The organism is Streptomyces tritici (genome assembly GCF_048500665.1).
In the GTDB taxonomy this organism is placed as follows: Bacteria; Actinomycetota; Actinomycetes; order Streptomycetales; family Streptomycetaceae; genus Streptomyces; species Streptomyces tritici.
The window spans coordinates 1,785,925-1,806,052 of the sequence record NZ_CP183183.1; the positions used below are offsets into that span (position 1 = coordinate 1,785,925).

The window sequence follows — 20,128 nt, forward strand, 5'->3', positions numbered from 1 at the left end:
CCCGTGCGGGGGCGGCCCTGGCAGGGGGTGGCGTCAGGTGCGGAAGGTGTCGTTCAGGACGACCTGGCCCGAGGCGGGGACGGTCGCGGCGCGGTTGGCGCCGGACTCCCAGGTCACGTTGCCGGCCGCGTCCTTGCGGAGGTACTTGTACTCGAAGGCGGTGCCGGCGGGCAGGTTCACGGCGAGCTTCCAGACCGGGTAGGCGGCCGGGTCGAGCTTGAGGGCGGAACCGGGCGCCCAGGAGCCGAGTTCGGGGCGGTTGCCGGTGACGTAGATGTTCTGGCCGGTCACCGTCGTGGCCGTGACGTTGAAGGACGCGCCGGTGCTCGCGGGCGGCTGGGTGGTGCCGCCGCCGCAGCTGGTGGCGTTGACGTGCAGGGCCACGGCCGTGTTGGCCGGCAGGGTCGCCGTGAACTGGCCGGAGCCGTTCACCGTGACCGCGCGGTTCGACTGGACGTCGCAGTACGTGCCGGCCGGCAGGGAGGTCTGGAAGGTGCGGGTCAGCGACGAGGGCTCGTGGTTGATCGCCACGTACGCCTTCGCGCCCCGGCCGAACGCGATGGCGTCGTTGCCGTTGTCCCACCAGTTCGTCACGCCTTGGCCGCGCGCCGTGTTGCGGAAGGCGACCATGGAGGCGATCTCGCGCCAGGCGTGCTGGCACTTCCAGCCGTCGGCGTAACAGGCGTTCACCTGGCCGCCGTTGGGTGCTCCGGCGTCCTTGTCGGTCCACTCGTAGCCCGAGTGGACGTCGGGCGCGCCGTAGGGCCAGGCCAGCATGAAGACCGAGGCGAGCGTGTAGTTGGCGCCCGACTTGTAGTTCAGGGTGTCGCCGACCCGCTCGGTGTCGTGGTTGTCGACGAAGACGCCGGACTGGCCCGAGGCCATGTAGCCCCAGGCCTCGCCGAAGTTCTTCAGGTAGGCGAGGTTCTCGGACTCGAAGACCCGCTTGAGGTCCCGCGCGTAGCGGAACTCCTGCACGTCGCCGTTGCCGAGGTACTCGCTCGGGGAGACCGCCTCGCCGGCGCCGTGTATCGCCTCCTGCTTCCAGTAGACGGAAGGATTCGTCAGACGGGACTTGATGTTCGCGAGGTCGGCCGCCGGCATGTGCTTGGCGGCGTCGATGCGGAAGCCGTCGACGCCCAGCGACAGCAGGTCGTTGAGGTAGGCGGCGATCCGGCCGCGGACCCAGTCCTCGCCGGTGTCCAGGTCCGGCAGGCCGACCAGTTCGCAGTTCTGGACCTCGGCGCGGTTGGTGTAGCCGCCGATCGTGGCGCGGCAGTCGTCCATGTCGGCGCCGGAGTACAGGCCCGGGTAGGCGTACTTGGAGAACGAGGTCCCGCCCGTTCCCGTGCCCGAGGCGTTGGCCATGTGGTTGATGACGGAGTCGGCGACGACCTTCACGCCGGCCGCGTGACAGGTGTCGATCATGCTCTTGAACGCCGCCCGGTCGCCCAGCGGGCCGGCGATCTTGTAGCTGACGGGCTGGTACGCGGTCCACCAGGTGGTGCCCTGGATGCGCTCCTGGGGCGGGGAGACCTGGACGTATCCGTAACCCGCGGGGCCGAGCTGCTCGGTGCACGCCTTCGCCACGGAGGCGAACTTCCACTCGAACATCACCGCGGTGACGTCCTTCTCCCCGGGCGGGCTGGCCTGCGCGGGGGTGGGGGGCGCCGTGACGGCCACAGCGGCTCCCGCCACGAGGGCGAGTGCAGCGGCCACGGTCCTTCTGGCCATGGGGATCCTCCCGACGACATCGGTGTCGCAAGAAGTTGCCGAAAGCCTCAGCAACTGTTTTCAGCCGTGACCGTAGGACGGCCGTGACGGGCGGTCAACCCTCTGGACCCCTCGATGTAACTTCTTGCAGCAAGGGCCCGTCCGAAAGGACGGGCCCTTGCTGCAGTCACGCACCGGCTGTGGAGCCCCGCACGACCAGCTCCGGCTGGAAGACGAACTCGGTGCGCTGCACCGGGTTGCCCTCGATCTCCTCGATCAGGGTGCCCACCGCCGCCGTCGCCATCGCCTGCACCGGCTGGCGCACGGTCGTCAGCGGCGGGTCGGTGAAGGCGATCAGCGGCGAGTCGTCGAAGCCGACCACCGACACGTCCCCCGGCACGTCGAGCCCGCGGGCCCGCACCGCGCGGATCGCGCCCAGCGCCATCAGGTCCGAACCGCAGACGATGCCCGTGCAGCCCTGGTCCAGCAGCAGATCGGCGGCGGCGTGCCCGCCCTCCACGCCGAACAGCGTGGGCCGGACGTACGCCTCGGCCGCCTCCCGCTCCATGCCGAGCAGCGCGTGCAGCGCGGCCGTGAAGCCCTCCGCCTTGCGCCGCGACGGCGTGTACCGGGTCGGCCCGATGGCCAGCCCGATCCGCTCGTGGCCCAGGTCCGCCAGGTGCTGCACGGCCATCCGGGCCGCCGAACGGTCGTCCGGCGAGACAAAGTTGGCGTCGATGCGCTCGTTGAAGCCGTTGATGAGGACGAACGGCACGCCCCGGCCGGCCAGTTCGGCGTACCGGGCCGGGTCCGCGGTGGCGTCCGCGTGCAGCCCGGACAGGAAGACGATGCCCGCCACCCCGCGCTCCACGAGCTGCTCGACCAGCTCGTCCTCCGTCGCGCCGCCGGGCATCTGCGTGCACAGCACCGGCGTGTAGCCGTGCCCGGCGAGCACCTGCTCCACGACCTGCGCGAACGCCGGGAAGATCGGGTTGGTCAGCTCGGGGACCACCAGGCCGATCAGCCCGGCGCTGCGCCGGCGCAGCCGTACCGGACGCTCGTAGCCCAGCACGTCGAGCGCCGCCAGCACCTTGTGCCGGGTCGCGTCGGCGACGCCCGCCTTGCCGTTGAGGACGCGGCTGACCGTGGCCTCGCTGACGCCCGACTGTGCCGCGAGGTCCGCGAGCCGCGGGGCGCCCCCTCCGGCGCCCCGCGGCAGGGGGATCGTCACACCGCCCACCAGACGGTGGTGTCGGCCGGCACTTCCGCCGAGCCGTCGACGATCCGGATCTCCTCGTTGGAGAGAAGGAACCGGCCGGGCAGCGGGACGGTGATCGCCCGACCGGTGGTGTTGGCGGTGCAGACGAAACCGTCGCGGCGGAAGGCCAGCACGCCCTCCGGGGCGTCCAGCCACTCGACGGAGTCGCCCGCACCGAGTCCGGGCTGCGCGCGCCGCACGGCGAGCGCGCTGCGGTACAGCTCCAGCGTGGAGCCGGGGTCGCCGGTCTGCGCCTCGACGCTCAGGCCGCCCCAGGTGTCCGGCTGCGGCAGCCAGGAGCCGCCATCGCCGAAGCCGTACGAGGAGCCCTCGGCGGTCCACGGGATCGGCACCCGGCAGCCGTCGCGGAAGCCGTCCTGGCCGGTGGCCCGGAAGAACGACGGGTCCTGGCGGACCTCGTCGGGCAGGTCCGTGACGTCCGGCAGGCCGAGCTCCTCGCCCTGGTACACGTACGCGGAGCCGGGCAGCGCCAGCATCAGCAGCGTCGCGGCCCGCGCCCGGCGCAGACCGAGCGCGCGGTCGCCGGCGGTGCGCAGCTGGGTGCCGAGCCCGGCCGGGTTGGCGAACCGGGTGGCGTGCCGGGTGACGTCGTGGTTGGACAGCACCCAGGTGGTGGGCGCGCCGACCGGCCGCATCGCGGCCAGCGAGGCGTCGATGACGGTCCGCAGCTCCTCGGCGTCCCAATGGGTGCCCAGGTACTGGAAGTTGAACGCCTGGTGCATCTCGTCGGGGCGCACGTAGTTGGCGGTGCGCTCGACGGTCGGGGTCCACGCCTCGGCGACGAGGATCCGGTCGCCGTCGTACTCGGCGAGGATCTGCCGCCAGGAGCGGTAGATCTCGTGCACGCCGTCCTGGTCGAAGAACGGCATCACGTCGTTGCCGAGCAGCTTGAGCTGGTCGTGGCTGCCGATGTCGGGCAGGCCCTCGGCCTTGACCAGGCCGTGGGCGACGTCGACGCGGAAGCCGTCGACGCCCATGTCGAGCCAGAAGCGCAGGATGGAGCGGAACTCGTCGCGGACGGCGGGGTGCTCCCAGTTGAAGTCCGGCTGCTCCGGGGCGAACAGGTGCAGGTACCACTCGCCGGGGGTGCCGTCCGGCTCCTCGACGCGGGTCCAGGCCGGGCCGCCGAAGATGGACTCCCAGTCGTTGGGCGGCAGTTCGCCGTTCTCGCCCTTGCCGGGCCGGAAGTGGTAGCGCTCGCGCAGCGGGGAGCCGGGGCCCTCGCGCAGGGCGCGCTGGAACCACTCGTGCCGGTCGGACGAGTGGTTGGGCACCAGGTCGACGATGATCCGCAGGCCCAGCTCGTGCGCCTCGCGGATCAGCGCGTCGGCGTCGAGCAGCGTGCCGAACATCGGGTCGATGGCACGGTAGTCGGCGACGTCGTACCCGGCGTCGGCCTGCGGGGAGGCGTAGAAGGGGCTGAGCCAGACGGCGTCGACACCGAGCTCCCTGAGATACGGCAGCCGGCTGCGGATGCCCTCCAGGTCGCCCATCCCGTCGCCGTTCCCGTCGGCGAAGCTGCGCGGATAGACCTGGTAGATCACCGCGTCTCTCCACCAGCCCGTGTGCGTGCCGGTGGTCGGTGCGGCGGCGGGGGCGGTGAGGTGCTGGGTCATGTCTTCCCTGGGTGGTGAGGGGTGGCGCTGCGCCGGCCCGGGGTCAGGGGCCGGGCCGGCGTGCGCGGACCGGGATGCGTACGGAGGAGGACGGGGGCGGCGCCGGTGCCTACGACTTGGTCGCGCCGGCGGTGAGGCCGGAGACCAGGTGGCGCTGGACGAGGCCGAAGACGACCGCGGCCGGGGCGGCGATCAGGACGGCGGCGGCGGTGAGCGAGCCCCAGTCGGCGGTGTACTGGTTGACGAAGGTCTGCAGGCCGCCGGCGAGCGTGAGGTTCTCCTCGCCCGTCATGAACGCGGAGGCGTAGGCGACCTCGGCCCAGCCGGTGATGAACGTGTAGAACGCGGTGACCGCGAGGCCCGGCTTGGCGAGGGGCATGATCAGCCGCCAGAAGGTGCCGAAGGGGCTGAGCCCGTCGACCCGGCCGGCCTCGTCGATCTCGGCCGGGATGCCGTCGAAGTAGCCCTTCATCATCCAGGCGCAGAAGGGCACCGCGACGGTGAGGTAGGTGACGACCAGGCCGACCGGCTGGTTGAGCAGGCCGAGGCTCGCGAGCAGGTTGTACAGCGGGACGATGAGCACCGCGACGGGGAACATCTGGGTGATCAGCAGCATCCACATCAGGGGGCGCAGGCCCGGGAAGCGGAAGCGGCTGACCGCGTAGCCGGTGGTGGCGGAGATGAACACGCCGATCACGGTGGTCAGTCCGACGACGAGCAGCGAGTTGCCGAGCCAGGCGAGGAACTGGGTGTCGCCGATGACGTGGGTGTAGTTGCCGAGCGTGAAGTTCTTCACCAGGGAGGTGTCGAAGGCGTCCGTCTTCGGCTTGAAGGAGGTGACCACCAGCCACAGCGGCGGGAAGACCGCGACGACGGCGGCGACCAGCAGGGTCAGGTGCAGGCCCACGGAGGCCAGCGGCGAGCGCTCGCCGCGCGGCCGGACCTTGCGCGGAGGGGTCATGGTCTCGTTGCTCACCACTGGTCTCCCTGCTTCTTGAGCGCGCGGCGGTAGACGACCGCGAACAGCGACAGGAGCAGCAGGATCACCACGCCCCAGGCGGCGGAGGCCGCGAAGTCGCGCGGGCTGTTGACGAACGAGAGCCGGTACGCGTACGTCACCAGGATCTCGGTGGAGTCGCCCGGTCCGCCCCGCGTCAGCAGGAAGATCACCGGGAACATGTTGAAGGTCCAGATGGCGCTGAGCAGGATCACCGTGGAGGCGACGGGGCGCAGTCCGGGCATCGTGATGTGCCGGAAGCGCTGCCAGGCGCTCGCGCCGTCCATCTCGGCGGCCTCGTACAGCTCGCCGGGGATGGACTGCAGGCCGCCGAGGACGGCGACGAGCATGAACGGCACGCCGAGCCAGACGTTCACCGCGATCACGGAGACCTTGGCCCAGGTGGGGTCGTTCAGCCAGGCGATGGCCTCGATGCCGCCGCCCTCGAGGAGCTTGTTGAACAGGCCGTTGCGCTCGTTGAAGAGCAGCCGCCAGGTGAAGACGGAGACGAAGGCGGGCACGGCCCAGGGGAGGATCAGGGCCATGCGGTAGAGGCCGCGGCCCTTGATCTTCCGGTTGAGCATGTTGGCCAGGACGAGTCCGAGGCCGAAGGAGAGGGCGACGCAGACCACGGTCCACACCAGCGTCCACCCGAGCCGGTCCCAGAAGACCTGGTCGGTGAGCACGGCCTTGTAGTTGTCGAGGCCGACGAACTCGTAGGTGGCCGGGATGTGGTTGACGCCGATCGTGCGCTCGACGTTCGCCTCGGTGGCGTTCGTCAGCGACAGGTAGACGCCGCGCACCAGCGGATAGCCGATGATCACGCCGATCACGGCCACCACCGGGGCGATCATGCTCCACGCGTACCAGTGGGTGGACAGCGCACGGCGCAGCCTGCCCGGGTGCTTGTCAGTGCGGCGGCCGCGGCCGCGGGCGCGATGCGCGCCCGCGGCCTTCGCCGCCGACTGGCTGGTGTCGACAGCCATGGGTCGGTCAGCCCTTCTCACTCTTTACTTGTAGTCCTTGAGGAGCTTGCGGTAGGCCTCACCGGTGTCGGCGGCCGCCTTCTCCGGGGTGGTCTTGCCGCCCAGGACGTTCGCCATCTGCAGCTTGATCGGCTCGAAGAGCGAGTTGCCCTGCGGGATCCAGGGGCGCTCGACGGCCTTGTCGACGGCCGGCTTGAAGAACTGGACCATCTCGTTGCCCGACACGGTCGGCTGGGCGTAGACCGAGATGCGGGTGGGCAGCAGGCTGAGCTTCTCGGTGGTCTCCTGCTGGACCTTGGCCGAGCTCATGTACTTGGCGAACTCGTAGGAGGCGTCCAGGTTCTTGGAACCGGCGTAGACGGAGAGGTTCCAGCCGCCCTGCGGGGAGCCCTGCTTGACGCTGCCGGCCGGGACCGGGGCGATGCCGAGGTTCTTCGGGTCCTTGAACTCGGAGCCGGCGCGGGAGTCCTGGATGGCCCACGGGCCGTTCAGCATCATCGCGACCTTGCCGGACTTGAACGCGTTCTGCATGTTGTTCCAGCCGTCGGAGGCGTCGGTGATCGCCGCCTTCGAGTCGACCAGGTCCTTGATGGTCTTGTACGCCTTGACGCCGGAAGGCTCGTTGATCACGACCTTCTTGTTCTTGGCGTCGACCATGTCGCCGCCCTCGCCGTACAGGAAGGACAGGAACCAGTACGGGTCGTCGCCGCGCAGGTACAGACCGGTCTTGCCCGGGAACTTCGCGCTGATCTTCGCCGAGGCGGCCTTCAGCTCCTCGATGCTCTTCGGGGCCTCGGCGACACCGGCGTCCTTGAGCATCTTCTTGTTGTAGAAGAGCGCCATGGTGTCGATGACCTGCGGGACCGCGTAGGTCTTGCCGTCGAACTTGGTGGAGGCCGCGGCCTGCGGCAGCCAGTCGTTCGAGTTCTCGATGGCCGGGGTCTTGTCGAGCGGGGCGAGGTAGCCCAGGCTCGCGAAGTCGGCGACCCAGGCGACCTCGGTGCGCATCACGTCGGGGGCGCCGGAGTTGCCGCCCGCGGCGTTCTTGAACTTGGCGTTGGCCTCGCCGAACGGCACGTTGACGTACTTGACCTTCACCTTGGGGTGGAGCTTGGTGAAGCCCTCGGCCAGTGCCTGGTACGTGCCCTTCTCCGCCTCGTTCGAGGTGTCCCAGAAGGTGACGGTGCCGGAGAGCTCGCCCGAGCTCTTCTTGGCGCCGTCCTGGCCGCCGTCGTTTCCGCACGCCGCAACGGTCAGGCCGAGGGCCGCGACCAGCGCGGTGGCCGCTATGCCACGCCGCATGTGAACTCCTTCAACAGATCCCGGGGGGAAGAGGGGACAAGACCTGCCTCATGCGACCGCTCCCTCGCGGCGCGCCGGGTTGCCAGGAACGTAACAGGGATGAAAACGAGCCGAAAGACCTTGCGAGAACTTTCTGCAAGGGCGGCGGATCGTTACATCCGCGTGTCCTTACAGTTGCCGACGGGTCGCTTGACAGCCTGCCCCGACTGCGCCGATGCGCCCTTGCAGGCCCCTCGGGGGCTCTGAAAGGCTTTTCACAACAGCTTGCAGGACCGTTTCACGACCGCCCTGACCTCGTTGGACGTCATGGCGCTCGTCATCCGACCACGCGAGAGGGACACCGCACATGGCCCAGGAGCTCACCTCCCCGTCCCCGGCACCGCTTGCAAGCCCTTGCGACGTGCCGTCCGGCCCGCCCCCGCAGTGGTGGCGGGACGCCGTGATCTACCAGGTGTACGTCCGCTCCTTCGCCGACGGCGACGGCGACGGCGTGGGCGATCTGCGCGGGGCCCGCGAGCGGCTGCCGCACCTGGCCCGGCTCGGCGTCGACGCGGTGTGGCTCACCCCCTTCTACGCCTCCCCGCAGGCCGACGGCGGCTACGACGTGGCCGACCACCGCGCGGTCGACCCGCTCTTCGGCGACCTCCAGGACGCCGCCGACCTGGTCCGGGCCGCCCACGAGCTGGGGCTGCGGGTGATCGTCGACGTCGTGCCCAACCACACCTCCGAGCGGCACCCCTGGTTCGAGGCGGCCCGGCGGGGACCGGGCCCGGAGCGGGACCGCTACGTCTTCCGGCCCGGCCGCGGCCCGGACGGCGCCGAGCCGCCCAACGACTGGGAGTCGGTCTTCGGCGGCCCGGCCTGGACCCGGGTCGCCGACGGGGCCTGGTACCTGCACCTGTTCGCGCCGGAGCAGCCGGACCTGAACTGGGAGCACCCCGAGGTCCGGGCCGACTTCGAGGCGGTGCTGCGTTTCTGGCTGGATCTGGGGGTGGACGGCTTCCGCATCGACGTGGCCCACGGCATGGTCAAGGCCGAGGGCCTGCCCGACATCGGGCACGGCCGGCAGGCGCGCCTCATCGGCGCCCAGCGGCTGCCGTTCTTCGACCAGGACGGCGTCCACGAGATCCACCGCGGCTGGCGCCGGCTCCTGGAGTCGTACGGGCCCGACCGGATCGGGGTCGCCGAGGCGTGGGCGCCGACGCCGGAGCGGCTCGCCCTGTACGTACGGCCCGACGAGCTGCACCAGGCGTTCAACTTCCAGTTCCTGAACTGCCCCTGGGACGCGGCGGCGCTGCGCAGGGTGATCGACGACTCGCTGCGGGCCACCGGCGCGGTCGGCGCGACCACGACCTGGGTGCTCTCCAACCACGACGTGGTCCGCCACCGCACCCGGTACGGCGGTCTGGCCCGGGCCCGGGCGGCGGCGCTGCTGATGCTGGCGCTGCCCGGCTCCGCGTACGTGTACCAGGGCGAGGAGCTGGGCCTGCCGGAGGTCGCCGACCTGCCGGACGAGGTCCGCCAGGACCCGGCGTTCTGGCGCGGCGACGGGCAGGACGGGCTGCGCGACGGCTGCCGGGTGCCGCTGCCGTGGACGAGCGGGGGCCCCTCGTACGGCTTCGGGCCCGGCGGCGCCTGGCTGCCGCAGCCGGCCGGGTGGGCGGAGCTGAGCGTCGAGGCGCAGAGCGGCGACCCGGCGTCGACGCTGGAGCTGTACCGCCGCGCCCTGGAGCTGCGCCGCGCGCTGCCGGCGCTCGGCGCGGGCGGGGCAGGCGGTTCCGGCTCCGGCGGCGGGGAGCTGGAGTGGCTGCCGGCGCCGGAGGGCGTGCTGGCGTTCCGCCGCCGGGCGGCCGGGGACGGGGACGACGTGGTGGTCGTCCTGAACGCGGGCGACGGGGAGGCCGAGGTGGCGCTGCCGCAGCGGCGGCGGGTGCTGCTGAGCAGCGGCCCGGTGCCCGCGGCGGACGCCCGCGGCTCGCGGCGGGCCTCCGCCACGGACGCGCCGGGCCAGGCGCCGGCCTCCGCCACGGACGCGCCGGACCGTGCGCCGGCCTCCGCGCGGCTCGTCCGGGTTGCCGCCGATTCCTGCGTGTGGTGGGCAATCTGACGTGCGACCGGTACAGTCCAATCCCATGACCGCGCGGCTTGCCGACATCGCAGCCCAGGCGGGGGTCAGTGAAGCCACAGTCAGCCGCGTGCTCAACGGCAAGCCCGGTGTGGCCGCGGCCACCCGCGAATCCGTGCTGGCCGCGCTCGACGTCCTCGGCTACGAGCGGCCGGTCCGGCTGCGCCGCCGCAGCGCGGGCCTCGTCGGGCTGATAACCCCCGAACTGGACAACCCGATCTTCCCCGCGCTCGCGCAGGTCATCGGGCAGGCCCTGACCCGGCAGGGCTACACCCCCGTCCTCGCCACCCAGACCCCCGGCGGGTCCACCGAGGACGAGCTCACCGACATGCTGGTGGAGCGGGGCGTCTCCGGGATCATCTTCGTCTCCGGACTGCACGCCGACACCACCGCGGACACCTCGCGCTACGACCAGCTGCGCGGCAAGGGCGTCCCGTACGTGCTCATCAACGGCTTCTCCCCCAAGGTGCAGGCCCCCTTCGTCTCGCCGGACGACCGGGCCGCGATGCAGCTGGCGGTCACGCATCTCGCCGCGCTCGGCCACACCCGGATCGGGCTCGCCGTCGGGCCGAAGCGGTTCGTGCCCGTGCTGCGCAAGATCGAGGGCTTCCAGCGCGGCATGCTGGAGCGGCTGGGGCTCGCCGCGGAGGAGTCCGAGGAGCTGATCCAGCACTCGCTCTACACCCTGGAGGGCGGTCAGGCCGCGGCGAGCGCGCTGATCGACCGGGGCTGCACGGCCGTCGTCTGCGCCAGCGACATGATGGCGCTCGGCGCGATCCGCGCGGCCCGCCAGCGGGGTCTGCGGGTGCCGAAGGACGTCTCGGTCGTCGGCTTCGACGACTCCCCGCTCATAGCCTTCACGGACCCGCCGCTGACCACCATCCGGCAGCCGGTCCAGGCGATGGGCCAGGCCGCCGTCCGGGCCCTCCTGGAGGAGGTCGGCGGCACTCCGGCCCCGCACAGCGAGTTCGTCTTCATGCCCGAGCTCGTGGTTCGTGGATCAACTGCCTCCGCCCCCTCCCCGGAACGGGGAAACCCCTGATAGAACCGTGGTTCCGTCTCCACTCCGGGGCGGACCGCGTGCGCCGGGCACCCGTCGGAGGGATGATCGGTCGTAGGGCGTGAATCTGGCAGACTCTCCTCCCATGGGTGAAACGACCGTGAAGCGTACGGCAGGCCGCGAGTCGGCCCCCCTGTCACCCCCGTCACCCATCCTCCCGACCGGTGCCGGAGTGCGGGCCTGGCTGCGCACCCCGCGGCGGCCCCGGATCTGGTTCGAGATCCTTCTGATCCTGGCCAGTTACTGGACGTACTCGCTCATCCGCAACGCCGTTCCGGAGCAGAAGGCGCAGGCGCTGAAGAACGCCGACTGGATCTGGCGGACGGAGGAGTCGCTGGGTCTCGCCTTCGAGGAAGCGGTCAACCAGGCCGCGAACTCGGTCACCTGGCTCATCGTGACGATGAACTACTACTACGCCACCCTGCACTTCGTCGTCACCATCGGCGTGCTCGTCTGGCTCTACCGTCGGCAGCCCGGCCGTTACGCGGCGTCCCGCACGGTCCTGTTCGCCACCACCGGTGTGGCGCTGGTCGGTTACTACCTGTACCCGCTCGCTCCCCCGCGGCTGATGACCGGCCAGAACTTCGTCGACACCGTGCTGGTGCACCAGACCTGGGGCTCGATGGCCTCGGGCAACCTCAAGCACATGTCGAACCAGTACGCGGCGATGCCGTCGATGCACATCGGCTGGTCGCTGTGGTGCGGGCTGATGATCTGGCTGCTGGCCTCCGCACCGTGGGCGCGGATCCTCGGGCTGCTCTACCCGGCGGCGACGCTCGTGGTCATCGTGGCGACCGCCAACCACTTCTGGCTGGACGCGGTCGGCGGCGTGGTCTGCCTGGGCTTCGGCTTCACGGTCTCGTTCCTCTGGTACGGGGCGCTGCCGCAGCGGCTGCCCGCGCGGGTGGAGCCGCTGTCGGTGCCGGGCTCCGGCCCGCCTCCGCCGGCGGAGGCGGAGACGGGCCCGGGCGTGCGGGCGGACGACGCCGAGCCGGAGACCGTCGGCTCTGGCAGATAGCGCCGCGGCGATCCCCCAGGCGCCGCGGGGGCTCAGCCCCGGTGCGTCACGCGGCCGCCGGCCACGGTGAGCCGGACCGGCGCCTCGGCGGTCTCGTCGGCGGGCGCCTCGACCGGGTCGACGGCGAAGGCCGTCAGATCGGCGCGGAACCCGGGCGCGATCCTGCCCGCCACGGCCTCCTCCCCCGCCGCGAACGCGGCGTGCGTCGTGCAGCCCTCCAGCGCCTCCAGGCCGGTCAGGCCGGGGCGGGCGGACGCCGCGCCGCACGGCCGACGTGCCGTGGCGAGGACCTGACGGGCGTCGTGGTGGGCGATCGGCCAGTCCGAGCCGAGGGCCAGCGTCGCGCCCGCGTCGCGCAGGTCGCGCAGCCGCCAGGCCCGGCCGGCCCGCTCGTCGCCGAGCCGCCGGGACCACTCGTCCCCGCGGTCGGCGCGGGTGTACGCGGTGTGCGGGGGCTGCATCGAGGCGGCGACGCCGAGCGCGGCGAACCGGCCGAGCTGGTCGTCGGGGACGGTCTCGATGTGCTCGACGCGGTGCCGGGGCCCGCCGGGTCCGAGCGCCTCGACGGTGTCGAGGACGTGCCGGACGGCGGCGTCGCCGATGGCGTGCGTGGCGGTGCCGACGCCGGCCGCGTGCAGCCGTCGTACGGCGGCGGAGTACGCGGCGGGGTCGGGCCAGAAGGCGTCGGTGCCCTGGCCGTGGCAGTCGGCGTGCTCCAGCCAGGCGGTGCCGCCCTCGACGGTGCCGTCCATGAAGAACTTCACCCCGGCCACCCGCCAGAGCCGGCCGGACCTGTTCTGCAGCGCGATCAGTTCGTCGAGGTCCGTCTCGTCGGCGCCGGGCATGCACCAGGGCGCGAGCCGGAGCCGTACGGGCAGGTGGCCCTCGTCCTCGACGGCGGCGAGCAGCCCGGGCACGTCGTGCCCGCCCAGGTCCATGACGTGCGCGGAGGCCAGTCCCGTGGCGGCCATCTCGGCGAGCAGCGCGACCAGCCGGGTGCGCCGTTCGGCGGCCGGCGGAACAGGCACGACGGCGGTGAGCAGGTCCATGGCGGCGTGCTCGATCAGGTGGCCGGTCGGGACGCCGTCGGCGTCGCAGACGATCTCGGAGCGCTGGGCGAAGCTCCGCGGTCCGTCGATGCCGGCCGCCTCCAGGGCGGGCCCGGTGGCGAGGATCGAGTGGCCGTCGTAGAGCCGCAGGCAGGCGGGGACGCCGTCGAGGACGTCCTCGATCAGGGCGCGGTGGACGGGGCGGCCGCCGAAGACGTTGTGGTCGAGGGCGTAGCCGACGACCCAGCCCGCACGGCGTTCGGCGCCGGCCAGCGCGGCCCGCAGTCCGTCGAGGTCGCGGACGGCGGACAGGTCGGTGCCGGAGAACATCTCCAGGCCCCACACGGGGTGGCTGTGCGCGTCGGTGAGGCCGGGGGTGAGGGTGGCGCCGCCCAGGTCGACGGTCTCGGTGCCGGGGCCTGCCCAGGCGCGGGCGTCGGTGTCGTCGCCGAGGGCGGTGATCCGTCCGTCGTGGACGGCGAGGGCGGTGTGCCCGGTCAGTTCCGGGGTGCGGACGCGGGCGTTGACGAGGACGAGGTCGGGTGCGGGCACGACGGCGCTTCTCCTTCGGTTGCGGTTTCCGGCTGCTGCGGGGCGGGCTCGGCGGCGAAGCGCGCGTACACCTCGGGGCGGGTGCGGCGCAGGCGCCGGGCGAGGCCCAGGCCGAGCACGAACACGGCGGGGACGAGGGCCACGAGCACGGTGTTGACCAGCGGGGACGCGGCGGTGAACAGGTCCATGTGGGTGATCACCAGCCCCATGGCCCCGGAGAGCAGCACGACCGCGACGGCGGGCGCGACCGTGGTGCGCAGCACGCCTTCCTCGTGGGTGATCCGGCGGAAGAAGAACGGCACGGCGAGCGCGGCGAGCAGCTGGAGCGCGAGCAGGCCGATCATGCCGGGGGTGTTCACCCACAGCAGCAGCTGCTGGTACGGGTCGGCGCCGGCCAGCGCGAAGGCGAGGACCACGGCCGCGCCGAGCCCGGTCTGGGCGAGGCCCGCGACGTACGGGGAGCCGTGCCGGGGGTGGACCCTGCCGAAGGCGCGGGGCAGCACGCCCTCCTCCGCGAGCGCGAGGCCGTAGCGGTTGATGGCGTTGTGGAAGGCGAGCAGGGAGGCGATGACGCTGGTGACGATGAGGACGTGCATCAGGTCGGCCGCCCAGGCGCCCACGTAGAGGGTGATGGCGGTGAAGAACAGGCCGGCCGGGTCGTCGCCGGCGGCCTCGACGACCTTGGCGTCGCCGAAGGCCTGGATCGCGGTCCAGACGACGAAGGCGTAGAAGAGGCCGAGGAAGCAGACGGCGAGGTAGGTGGCGCGGGGGACGGTGCGGTCGGGGTCCTTGGCCTCGCGGCGGTAGATCACGGTGGACTCGAAGCCGGTGAAGGCGGCGAAGGCGAAGGCGAGGACGCCGGCGGTGCCGGGGACGAGCACGTTGCCGGGGGCGAAGGAGGCGAGCGAGAGGCCGTCCGCGCCGCCTTCGAGCAGCACCCCGCCGGCGAGCAGGACGAGGATGCCGGTCTCGGCGACGAGCAGCACGCCGAGGAGCTTGGCGCCGAAGTCGATGGAGCGGTAGCCGCCGTACCAGATGAGCAGCAGCCCGGCGAGCGAGACGGGCAGCCAGGGGACGTCGAGGTCCCACAGGGAGTGGGCGGTGTCGGCGGTGGCGGTGCCGAGCAGGCCGTAGACGCCGATCTCCATGCCGTTGTAGCCGAGCATGGCGAGCAGGGCGGCGGCGATGCCGACGGGCTTGCCGAGGCCGCGGGTGATGTACGCGTAGAACGCGCCGGCGCTGCGGACGTGCCGGCTCATGGTGGTGAAGCCGACGGCGAAGACCGCCAGGGTGAGTCCGGCGAGCAGGTAGCCGGCGGGGGCGCCGATGCCGCCGAGGACGATCGCGATGGGGGCGACGCCGGCCATGACGGTGAGCGGGGCGGCGGCGGAGACGACGAAGAAGGAGATGTCGGCGGTGGTGAGCGTGCCGGTTCTCAGCCCCTCGGCGGAGTCGCGGGTGGGTGGGGTCATGGATGGGGAAGCCCTTCCGGAGCGGAAACCTAAAGGCTTTCGGTTTGCGGCAATGTAGCCTCCGAGGCGACGCACGGGAAGACCTGAACAGGGGGCACCGATCGATGGGCCGACCGCGCACACCGCTCCTCGACCGGGGGCGCATCACCACCGCCGCACTCGAACTCGTCGATGCGCAGGGCGAGTTCAGCGTTCCGCAGATCGCGCGCAAGCTCGGCGTGCAGACGGCCTCGGTGTACCACCATGTGGACGGCCGGGACGGCATCGTGGAGCTGGTGCGCGAGCGGGTCTGCGCGGCGATCGACTCCTCGACGCTGGGCCGGGAGCCGTGGGACGCGGCCCTGACCGCCTGGGCCCGCTCCTACCGGGCCGCGTTCGCCGCGCACCCGCGGGCCATCCCGCTGCTCACCACCTCGCCGGTGCGCGCACCGAAGGTGCTGCTCCAGTACGAACAGGCCGTCGCCCTGCTGCTCGACGCGGGCTTCGCGCTGCCGGACGTCATGCCGGTGATCATCGGCCTGGAGAACCTCGTCCTCGGCTCCGCGCTGGACATGGCCGCTCCCGAGGCCATGTGGGAACTCACCGACGAGGCGGAGACGCCCCAGCTCGCACGGGCGCTGGCGGCCGCCGACCTGCGCACCGAGGCGGCCTTCGAACTGGCCCTGACCGGCTACGTCGCCCAGCTGCGCCGCCTCCTCGCCGGTGCCCCGGGCCCGGCTGCCTGACGGGTTCGCCTACGAGCTGTGCAGCGTGAGGTCCACGAGCCGTGCAGTCCGGGGTCTACGAGCCGTAGAACAGCTCCTCCACGACCGCCCGGGCCCGCCGCGTGATGCGCCGGTAGTCGTCGACCATCTCGCCGACGTGCCCCGGCCCGTACCCCAGGTACCGTCCCACCGCGGCCAGTTCGCGGCCGTCGGACGGGAACGTGTCGCCGGCCCGGCCGCGGACCAGCATCACCGCGTTGCGGACCCGGGTGGCCAGCACCCACGCCTCGTCGAGGATCTGCGCCTCGTCGGCCGGGATCAGGCCCGCGGCGAGCGCCGCCGCCAGGGCCTCGCGGGTGCGGGGGGTGCGCAGCCCGGGCAGCCGCCGGCCGTGCCGCAGCTGCAGCAGCTGCACCGTCCACTCCACGTCCGACAGCCCGCCCCGGCCCAGCTTGGCGTGCAGGGTCGGATCGGCGCCGCGCGGCAGCCGCTCGCTCTCCATCCGGGCCTTCAGCCGGCGGATCTCGCGGACCGCCTCCTCGCCCAGGCCCTCCTCCGGGTACCGCAGCGGGTCGATCAGCGCCGTGAACCGCTCGCCCAGCTCCGCGTCGCCGGCCATCGGCTCGGCGCGCAGCAGCGCCTGCGCCTCCCAGACCAGCGACCAGCGCCGGTAGTACGCCCCGTACGAGCCGAGGGTGCGCACCAGCGGGCCGCTCCTGCCCTCCGGGCGCAGATCGGCGTCGATGAGCAGCGGCGGATCGGCGGTGGGCAGCTGCAGCAGCCGGCGCATCTCCTCGACGACCCGGTTGGCGGCCCGCGCGGCCTCCTGCTCGTCGACGCCCTCGCGCGGCTCGTGCACGAACAGCACGTCCGCGTCGGAGCCGTAGCCCAGCTCGTGGCCGCCGAAGCGGCCCATGCCGATGACGGCGAAGCGGGTGGGCAGCTCGTCGCCCCAGCCGTCGCGCACCACGGCCCGCAGCGCCCCGGCGATGGTCGCCGCGTTCAGGTCGGTGACCGCGTTGCCGACCCGGTCGACCAGGGAGCCCGGGTCGGCCTCCCGGGGGCTGTCCTCGGTGCCGTACGAGCCGATGAGGTCGGCCGCGGCGGTCCGGAACAGCTCGCGGCGGCGCACCCCGCGCGCGGCGGCGACGGCCTGCTCCGCGCCCTCCGCCCGGCGGACGGCGGCCAGCACCTCCTGCTCCAGGTGCTCCCGGCCGCGCGGCTTCAGGCCCTCGGGGTCGCCGAGGAGCGCGACCGCCTCGGGGGCGCGCAGCAGCAGGTCGGGGGCGAGCCGCCCGGCCGACAGCACGCGGGCGAGGTTCTCCGCCGCGGCGCCCTCGTCGCGCAGCAGCCGCAGGTACCACGGGGTCTTGCCGAGCGCGTCGGAGACCTTGCGGAAGCCCAGCAGGCCCGCGTCCGGGTCGGCGGAGTCGGCGAACCAGCCCAGCAGCACCGGCAGCAGGGTCCGCTGGATGGCGGCCTTGCGCGACACCCCGGAGGACAGCGCCTCCAGATGGCGCAGGGCCGCGGCGGGGTCCGCGTACCCGAGGGCCTCCAGCCGCTGGCCCGCCGCGGCGGGGCTCAGCCGGATCTCGCCGGGCGCGAGCTGGGCGACCGCGTCGAGCAGCGGCCGGTAGAACAGCTTCTCGTGCAGCCGGCGCACGATCGAGGCGTGCCGCCGCCACTCCTTGTCGAGCTCCGCGACCGGGTCGGTGCGCAGGCCCAGGGAACGGCCCAGGCGTCGCAGATCGGCGTCGTCCTCGGGGACGAGGTGGGTGCGGCGCAGCCGGTACAGCTGGATGCGGTGCTCCATGACCCGCAGGAAGCGGTACGCGTCGTCCAGCTGGGCGGCGTCGGCGCGGCCCACGTAGCCGCCGGCCGCCAGCGCGCCGAGCGCGTCGAGGGTGGTGCCGCTGCGCAGCGTGGCGTCGCTGCGGCCGTGCACCAGCTGCAGCAGCTGGACGGCGAACTCGACGTCCCGCAGGCCGCCGGGTCCGAGCTTCAGCTGCCGGTCGACGTGCGCGGCGGGGATGTTGTCGACGACCCGGCGGCGCATCTTCTGCACGTCGGCGACGAAGTTCTCCCGCTCGGCGGCCTGCCAGACCAGCGGGGAGACGGCGTCGATGTACGCCTCCCCCAGCTCCGGGTCGCCGGCCACCGCGCGGGCCTTCAGCAGCGCCTGGAACTCCCAGGTCTTGGCCCAGCGCTGGTAGTAGGCGAGGTGGGAGCTGAGGGTGCGCACCAGCGGCCCGTTGCGGCCCTCGGGGCGGAGGTTGGCGTCGACCGGCCAGATGACGCCCTCGACGGTGGTCTCGGAGCAGATCCGCATCAGGTGCGAGGCCAGCCGGGTGGCGGCCTGCAGGGCCTTGCCCTCGTCGGCGCCCTCGGCCGGTTCGGCCACGAAGATCACGTCCACGTCGGAGACGTAGTTGAGCTCGTGGCCGCCGCACTTGCCCATGGCGATGACCGCGAGCCGGCACTGCGCGGCGTCGTCCGGCGCGGCCGTACGGGCGAGGGCGAGCGCGGCCCGCAGGGTGGCGGTGGCGAGGTCGGCGAGCTCGGCGGCCGTCTGGGCGACGTCGGCCGTGCCGCAGACGTCGCGGGCGGCGATGGCCAGCAGACAGCGGCGGTACGCGATCCGCAGCGAGATCGGGTCGTCCGCCTCGGCGAGCCCCCGCTCGAACTCGGCGACCCCGGGGTTCAGGTCGGCGGCCTCGTACGTGACCAGCGCCTGCCAGTCGCGGGGGTGCCGGGCGAGGTGGTCGGCGAGCGCCTCGGAGGCGCCGAGCACCCCGAGGAGCCGGTCGCGGAAGGGCTTGGCGGACAGCAGCGTGGTCGTCAGGGTCTGCCGCCCGTCCTCGGGCTGGGCCTCGACGAGACGGACCAGGCCGTGCAGGGCGAGGTCGGGGTCGGCGGTGGCGCCGAGGGCGTCGAGCAGGACGGAGTCGTCGCGCAGGGCGGCCAGTTCGGGCAGGTCGAGCAGGCCCTCGGCCCGGGACGGGTCGGTGAAACCGTGCCGCAGCAGCCGGGTGAACGTGCTGCTCCTGCGCCCCGGTCCCGTCATCTGGCCGCTCCCTCCACCGTGCCGCGTCCTGCGGGATCGAGCCTATCCGCAGCGATGAGTCCGCGCCGCGAGCGGAGTCCCCCCTTCAGGAGGACCACGCAGCAGGACGAGAGGACCCCATGAACCCCCGAACCACGACCCCGGGCCCCGGCCCGACGGACCCGGGCCCCCACCCGGCAAACCCGGCCCCCCGCACCACGGCCTCGGGCCCCCGCACCACGGAGCTCGATCCCCGCTACAGCGACGAGAAGGCGGCGCCGCTGCCCTGGCCGGAGGCGGAACGGCGGCTGGCGGCGGCCGAGGTGTTCTGGCTGTCGACGGTGCGCCCGGACGGCCGCCCCCACGTGACCCCGCTGATCGCGGTGTGGTCCGGCGGCGCCCTGCACTTCTGCACCGGCCCGGCCGAGCGCAAGGCCCGCAACCTGGAGCGCAACCCGGAGGTCGTCCTGACCACGGGCGCGGGCCTGCTGCACGAGGGCCTGGACCTGGTGGTGGAGGGCAAGGCGGTCCGCGTCATGGACGAACCGCGGCTGCAGGCGCTGGCCGCCGCGTACGAGGAGAAGTACGGACCCGAGTGGCACATGGAGGTGCGCGAGGGCGGTTTCGGGGGCGAAGGTGGAGGGGCCGTCGTGTTCGCGGTCGCCCCGCGCACCGTCTTCGGTTTCGCGAAGGGCCACCCGTACGGCCAGACCCGCTGGCGCTTTGAGGAGATCCGATGAACTGGACGCTGGAAGTGGTGCCCGTGCCCGTCACGGACCTGGACCGGGCGAAGGAGTTCTACGCCGACAGGGTCGGTTTCAAGGTGGACCTGGACGACGAGGTCGCCCCGGGCATGCGGATCATCCAGCTGACCCCGCCCGGCTCACGCTGCTCGATCGCCATGCTCTCCGGCATGCCGCAGGCCCCGGGCGCGGGCTCGATGGAGCCCGGCTCGCTCCACGGCCTCCAGCTGTGCGTCACCGACATCGAGGCGGCCCGCGCCGAACTCCTCGACCGCGGCGTGGAGGCCGGCCCCGTCCAGCACGTCGGCGCGACGGGCTGGGAGGACGGCAAGGGCGAGACCTGGAACTCCTTCCTCACCTTCGCCGACCCCGACGGCAACACCTGGGTCGTCCAGGAAGCCCCCTCCGAACTCTCCGAACGCTGACCCCCACCCCCGCCCGGCCCCGGACGTCACCCCCGCCCGGGGCC

General features: G+C 72.8%; 15 protein-coding genes. 6 read left to right on the top strand and 9 right to left on the bottom strand.

All coding sequences use genetic code 11. From position 1 onward, the window contains the following. Positions 1-33: 33 nt before the first annotated feature. The 6 genes from ACNJ93_RS08275 to ACNJ93_RS08300 all read right to left on the bottom strand — a co-directional run bounded on the left by ACNJ93_RS08275 (position 34) and on the right by ACNJ93_RS08300 (position 7,893). A complete protein-coding gene (locus ACNJ93_RS08275) occupies positions 34-1,734 on the bottom strand; it encodes a carbohydrate-binding module family 20 domain-containing protein (protein ID WP_418956701.1) in 1,701 nt (566 codons plus the stop codon). A gap of 166 nt (positions 1,735-1,900) precedes the next feature. Further along, positions 1,901-2,953 carry a LacI family DNA-binding transcriptional regulator gene (locus tag ACNJ93_RS08280; protein ID WP_418956702.1) on the bottom strand — a complete coding sequence of 351 codons (1,053 nt, stop codon included), beginning with the start codon at positions 2,951-2,953 and terminating at the stop codon, positions 1,901-1,903. Then, a complete protein-coding gene (locus tag ACNJ93_RS08285; protein ID WP_418956703.1) occupies positions 2,941-4,608 on the bottom strand; it encodes an alpha-amylase family glycosyl hydrolase in 1,668 nt (555 codons plus the stop codon). Before ACNJ93_RS08285 ends, ACNJ93_RS08280 begins: the two co-directional genes overlap by 13 nt. Before the next feature lie 109 nt (positions 4,609-4,717). Further along, positions 4,718-5,569 carry a sugar ABC transporter permease gene (locus ACNJ93_RS08290; protein ID WP_418961346.1) on the bottom strand — a complete coding sequence of 284 codons (852 nt, stop codon included), beginning with the start codon at positions 5,567-5,569 and terminating at the stop codon, positions 4,718-4,720. Positions 5,570-5,580: 11 nt separating this feature from the next. Beyond that, positions 5,581-6,591 (bottom strand): carbohydrate ABC transporter permease, encoded by a 1,011-nt coding sequence (locus ACNJ93_RS08295; protein ID WP_418956704.1) that lies wholly within the window; start codon positions 6,589-6,591, stop codon positions 5,581-5,583. Positions 6,592-6,615: 24 nt separating this feature from the next. Next, on the bottom strand, positions 6,616-7,893 hold the full coding sequence (locus ACNJ93_RS08300) for an extracellular solute-binding protein (protein WP_418956705.1): 1,278 nt from the start codon (positions 7,891-7,893) through the stop codon (positions 6,616-6,618). A gap of 346 nt (positions 7,894-8,239) precedes the next feature. On the opposite strand from ACNJ93_RS08300, the gene ACNJ93_RS08305 reads away from it, so the two are divergent. The 3 genes from ACNJ93_RS08305 (at position 8,240) to ACNJ93_RS08315 (ending at position 12,096) form a co-directional block, all read left to right on the top strand. Next, positions 8,240-10,000, top strand: a complete 1,761-nt coding sequence (locus tag ACNJ93_RS08305; protein ID WP_418956706.1) for a glycoside hydrolase family 13 protein — start codon at positions 8,240-8,242, stop codon at positions 9,998-10,000. Between the two features lie 25 nt (positions 10,001-10,025). Further along, a complete protein-coding gene (locus ACNJ93_RS08310; RefSeq protein ID WP_418956707.1) occupies positions 10,026-11,060 on the top strand; it encodes a LacI family DNA-binding transcriptional regulator in 1,035 nt (344 codons plus the stop codon). Positions 11,061-11,163: 103 nt separating this feature from the next. Beyond that, a complete protein-coding gene (locus ACNJ93_RS08315; protein WP_418956708.1) occupies positions 11,164-12,096 on the top strand; it encodes a phosphatase PAP2 family protein in 933 nt (310 codons plus the stop codon). A gap of 32 nt (positions 12,097-12,128) precedes the next feature. Here the strand turns inward: ACNJ93_RS08315 and ACNJ93_RS08320 are convergent, their stop codons facing one another. Beyond that, positions 12,129-13,697: an amidohydrolase gene (locus ACNJ93_RS08320; protein WP_418956709.1), complete on the bottom strand. Its 1,569-nt coding sequence runs from the start codon at positions 13,695-13,697 to the stop codon at positions 12,129-12,131. Next, a complete protein-coding gene (locus ACNJ93_RS08325; RefSeq protein ID WP_418956710.1) occupies positions 13,643-15,169 on the bottom strand; it encodes an APC family permease in 1,527 nt (508 codons plus the stop codon). Before ACNJ93_RS08325 ends, ACNJ93_RS08320 begins: the two co-directional genes overlap by 55 nt. Positions 15,170-15,273: 104 nt before the next feature. Here ACNJ93_RS08325 and ACNJ93_RS08330 point away from each other — a divergent pair, with 104 nt between their 5' ends. After that, positions 15,274-15,894 carry a TetR/AcrR family transcriptional regulator gene (locus tag ACNJ93_RS08330; protein ID WP_418956711.1) on the top strand — a complete coding sequence of 207 codons (621 nt, stop codon included), beginning with the start codon at positions 15,274-15,276 and terminating at the stop codon, positions 15,892-15,894. Between the two features lie 55 nt (positions 15,895-15,949). On the opposite strand, the gene ACNJ93_RS08335 is transcribed toward ACNJ93_RS08330, so the two are convergent. Further along, a complete protein-coding gene (locus ACNJ93_RS08335) occupies positions 15,950-18,937 on the bottom strand; it encodes a bifunctional [glutamine synthetase] adenylyltransferase/[glutamine synthetase]-adenylyl-L-tyrosine phosphorylase (protein ID WP_418956712.1) in 2,988 nt (995 codons plus the stop codon). 119 nt (positions 18,938-19,056) lie between these two features. On the opposite strand from ACNJ93_RS08335, the gene ACNJ93_RS08340 reads away from it, so the two are divergent. Together ACNJ93_RS08340 and ACNJ93_RS08345 are read left to right on the top strand one after the other, a co-directional pair. Then, entirely contained in the window at positions 19,057-19,656 is a 600-nt protein-coding gene (locus tag ACNJ93_RS08340) for a pyridoxamine 5'-phosphate oxidase family protein (RefSeq protein ID WP_418956713.1), read from the top strand. After that, positions 19,653-20,084, top strand: coding sequence for a VOC family protein (locus ACNJ93_RS08345; RefSeq protein ID WP_418956714.1), 432 nt, complete (start codon positions 19,653-19,655; stop codon positions 20,082-20,084). Before ACNJ93_RS08340 ends, ACNJ93_RS08345 begins: the two co-directional genes overlap by 4 nt. Positions 20,085-20,128: the final 44 nt, after the last annotated feature.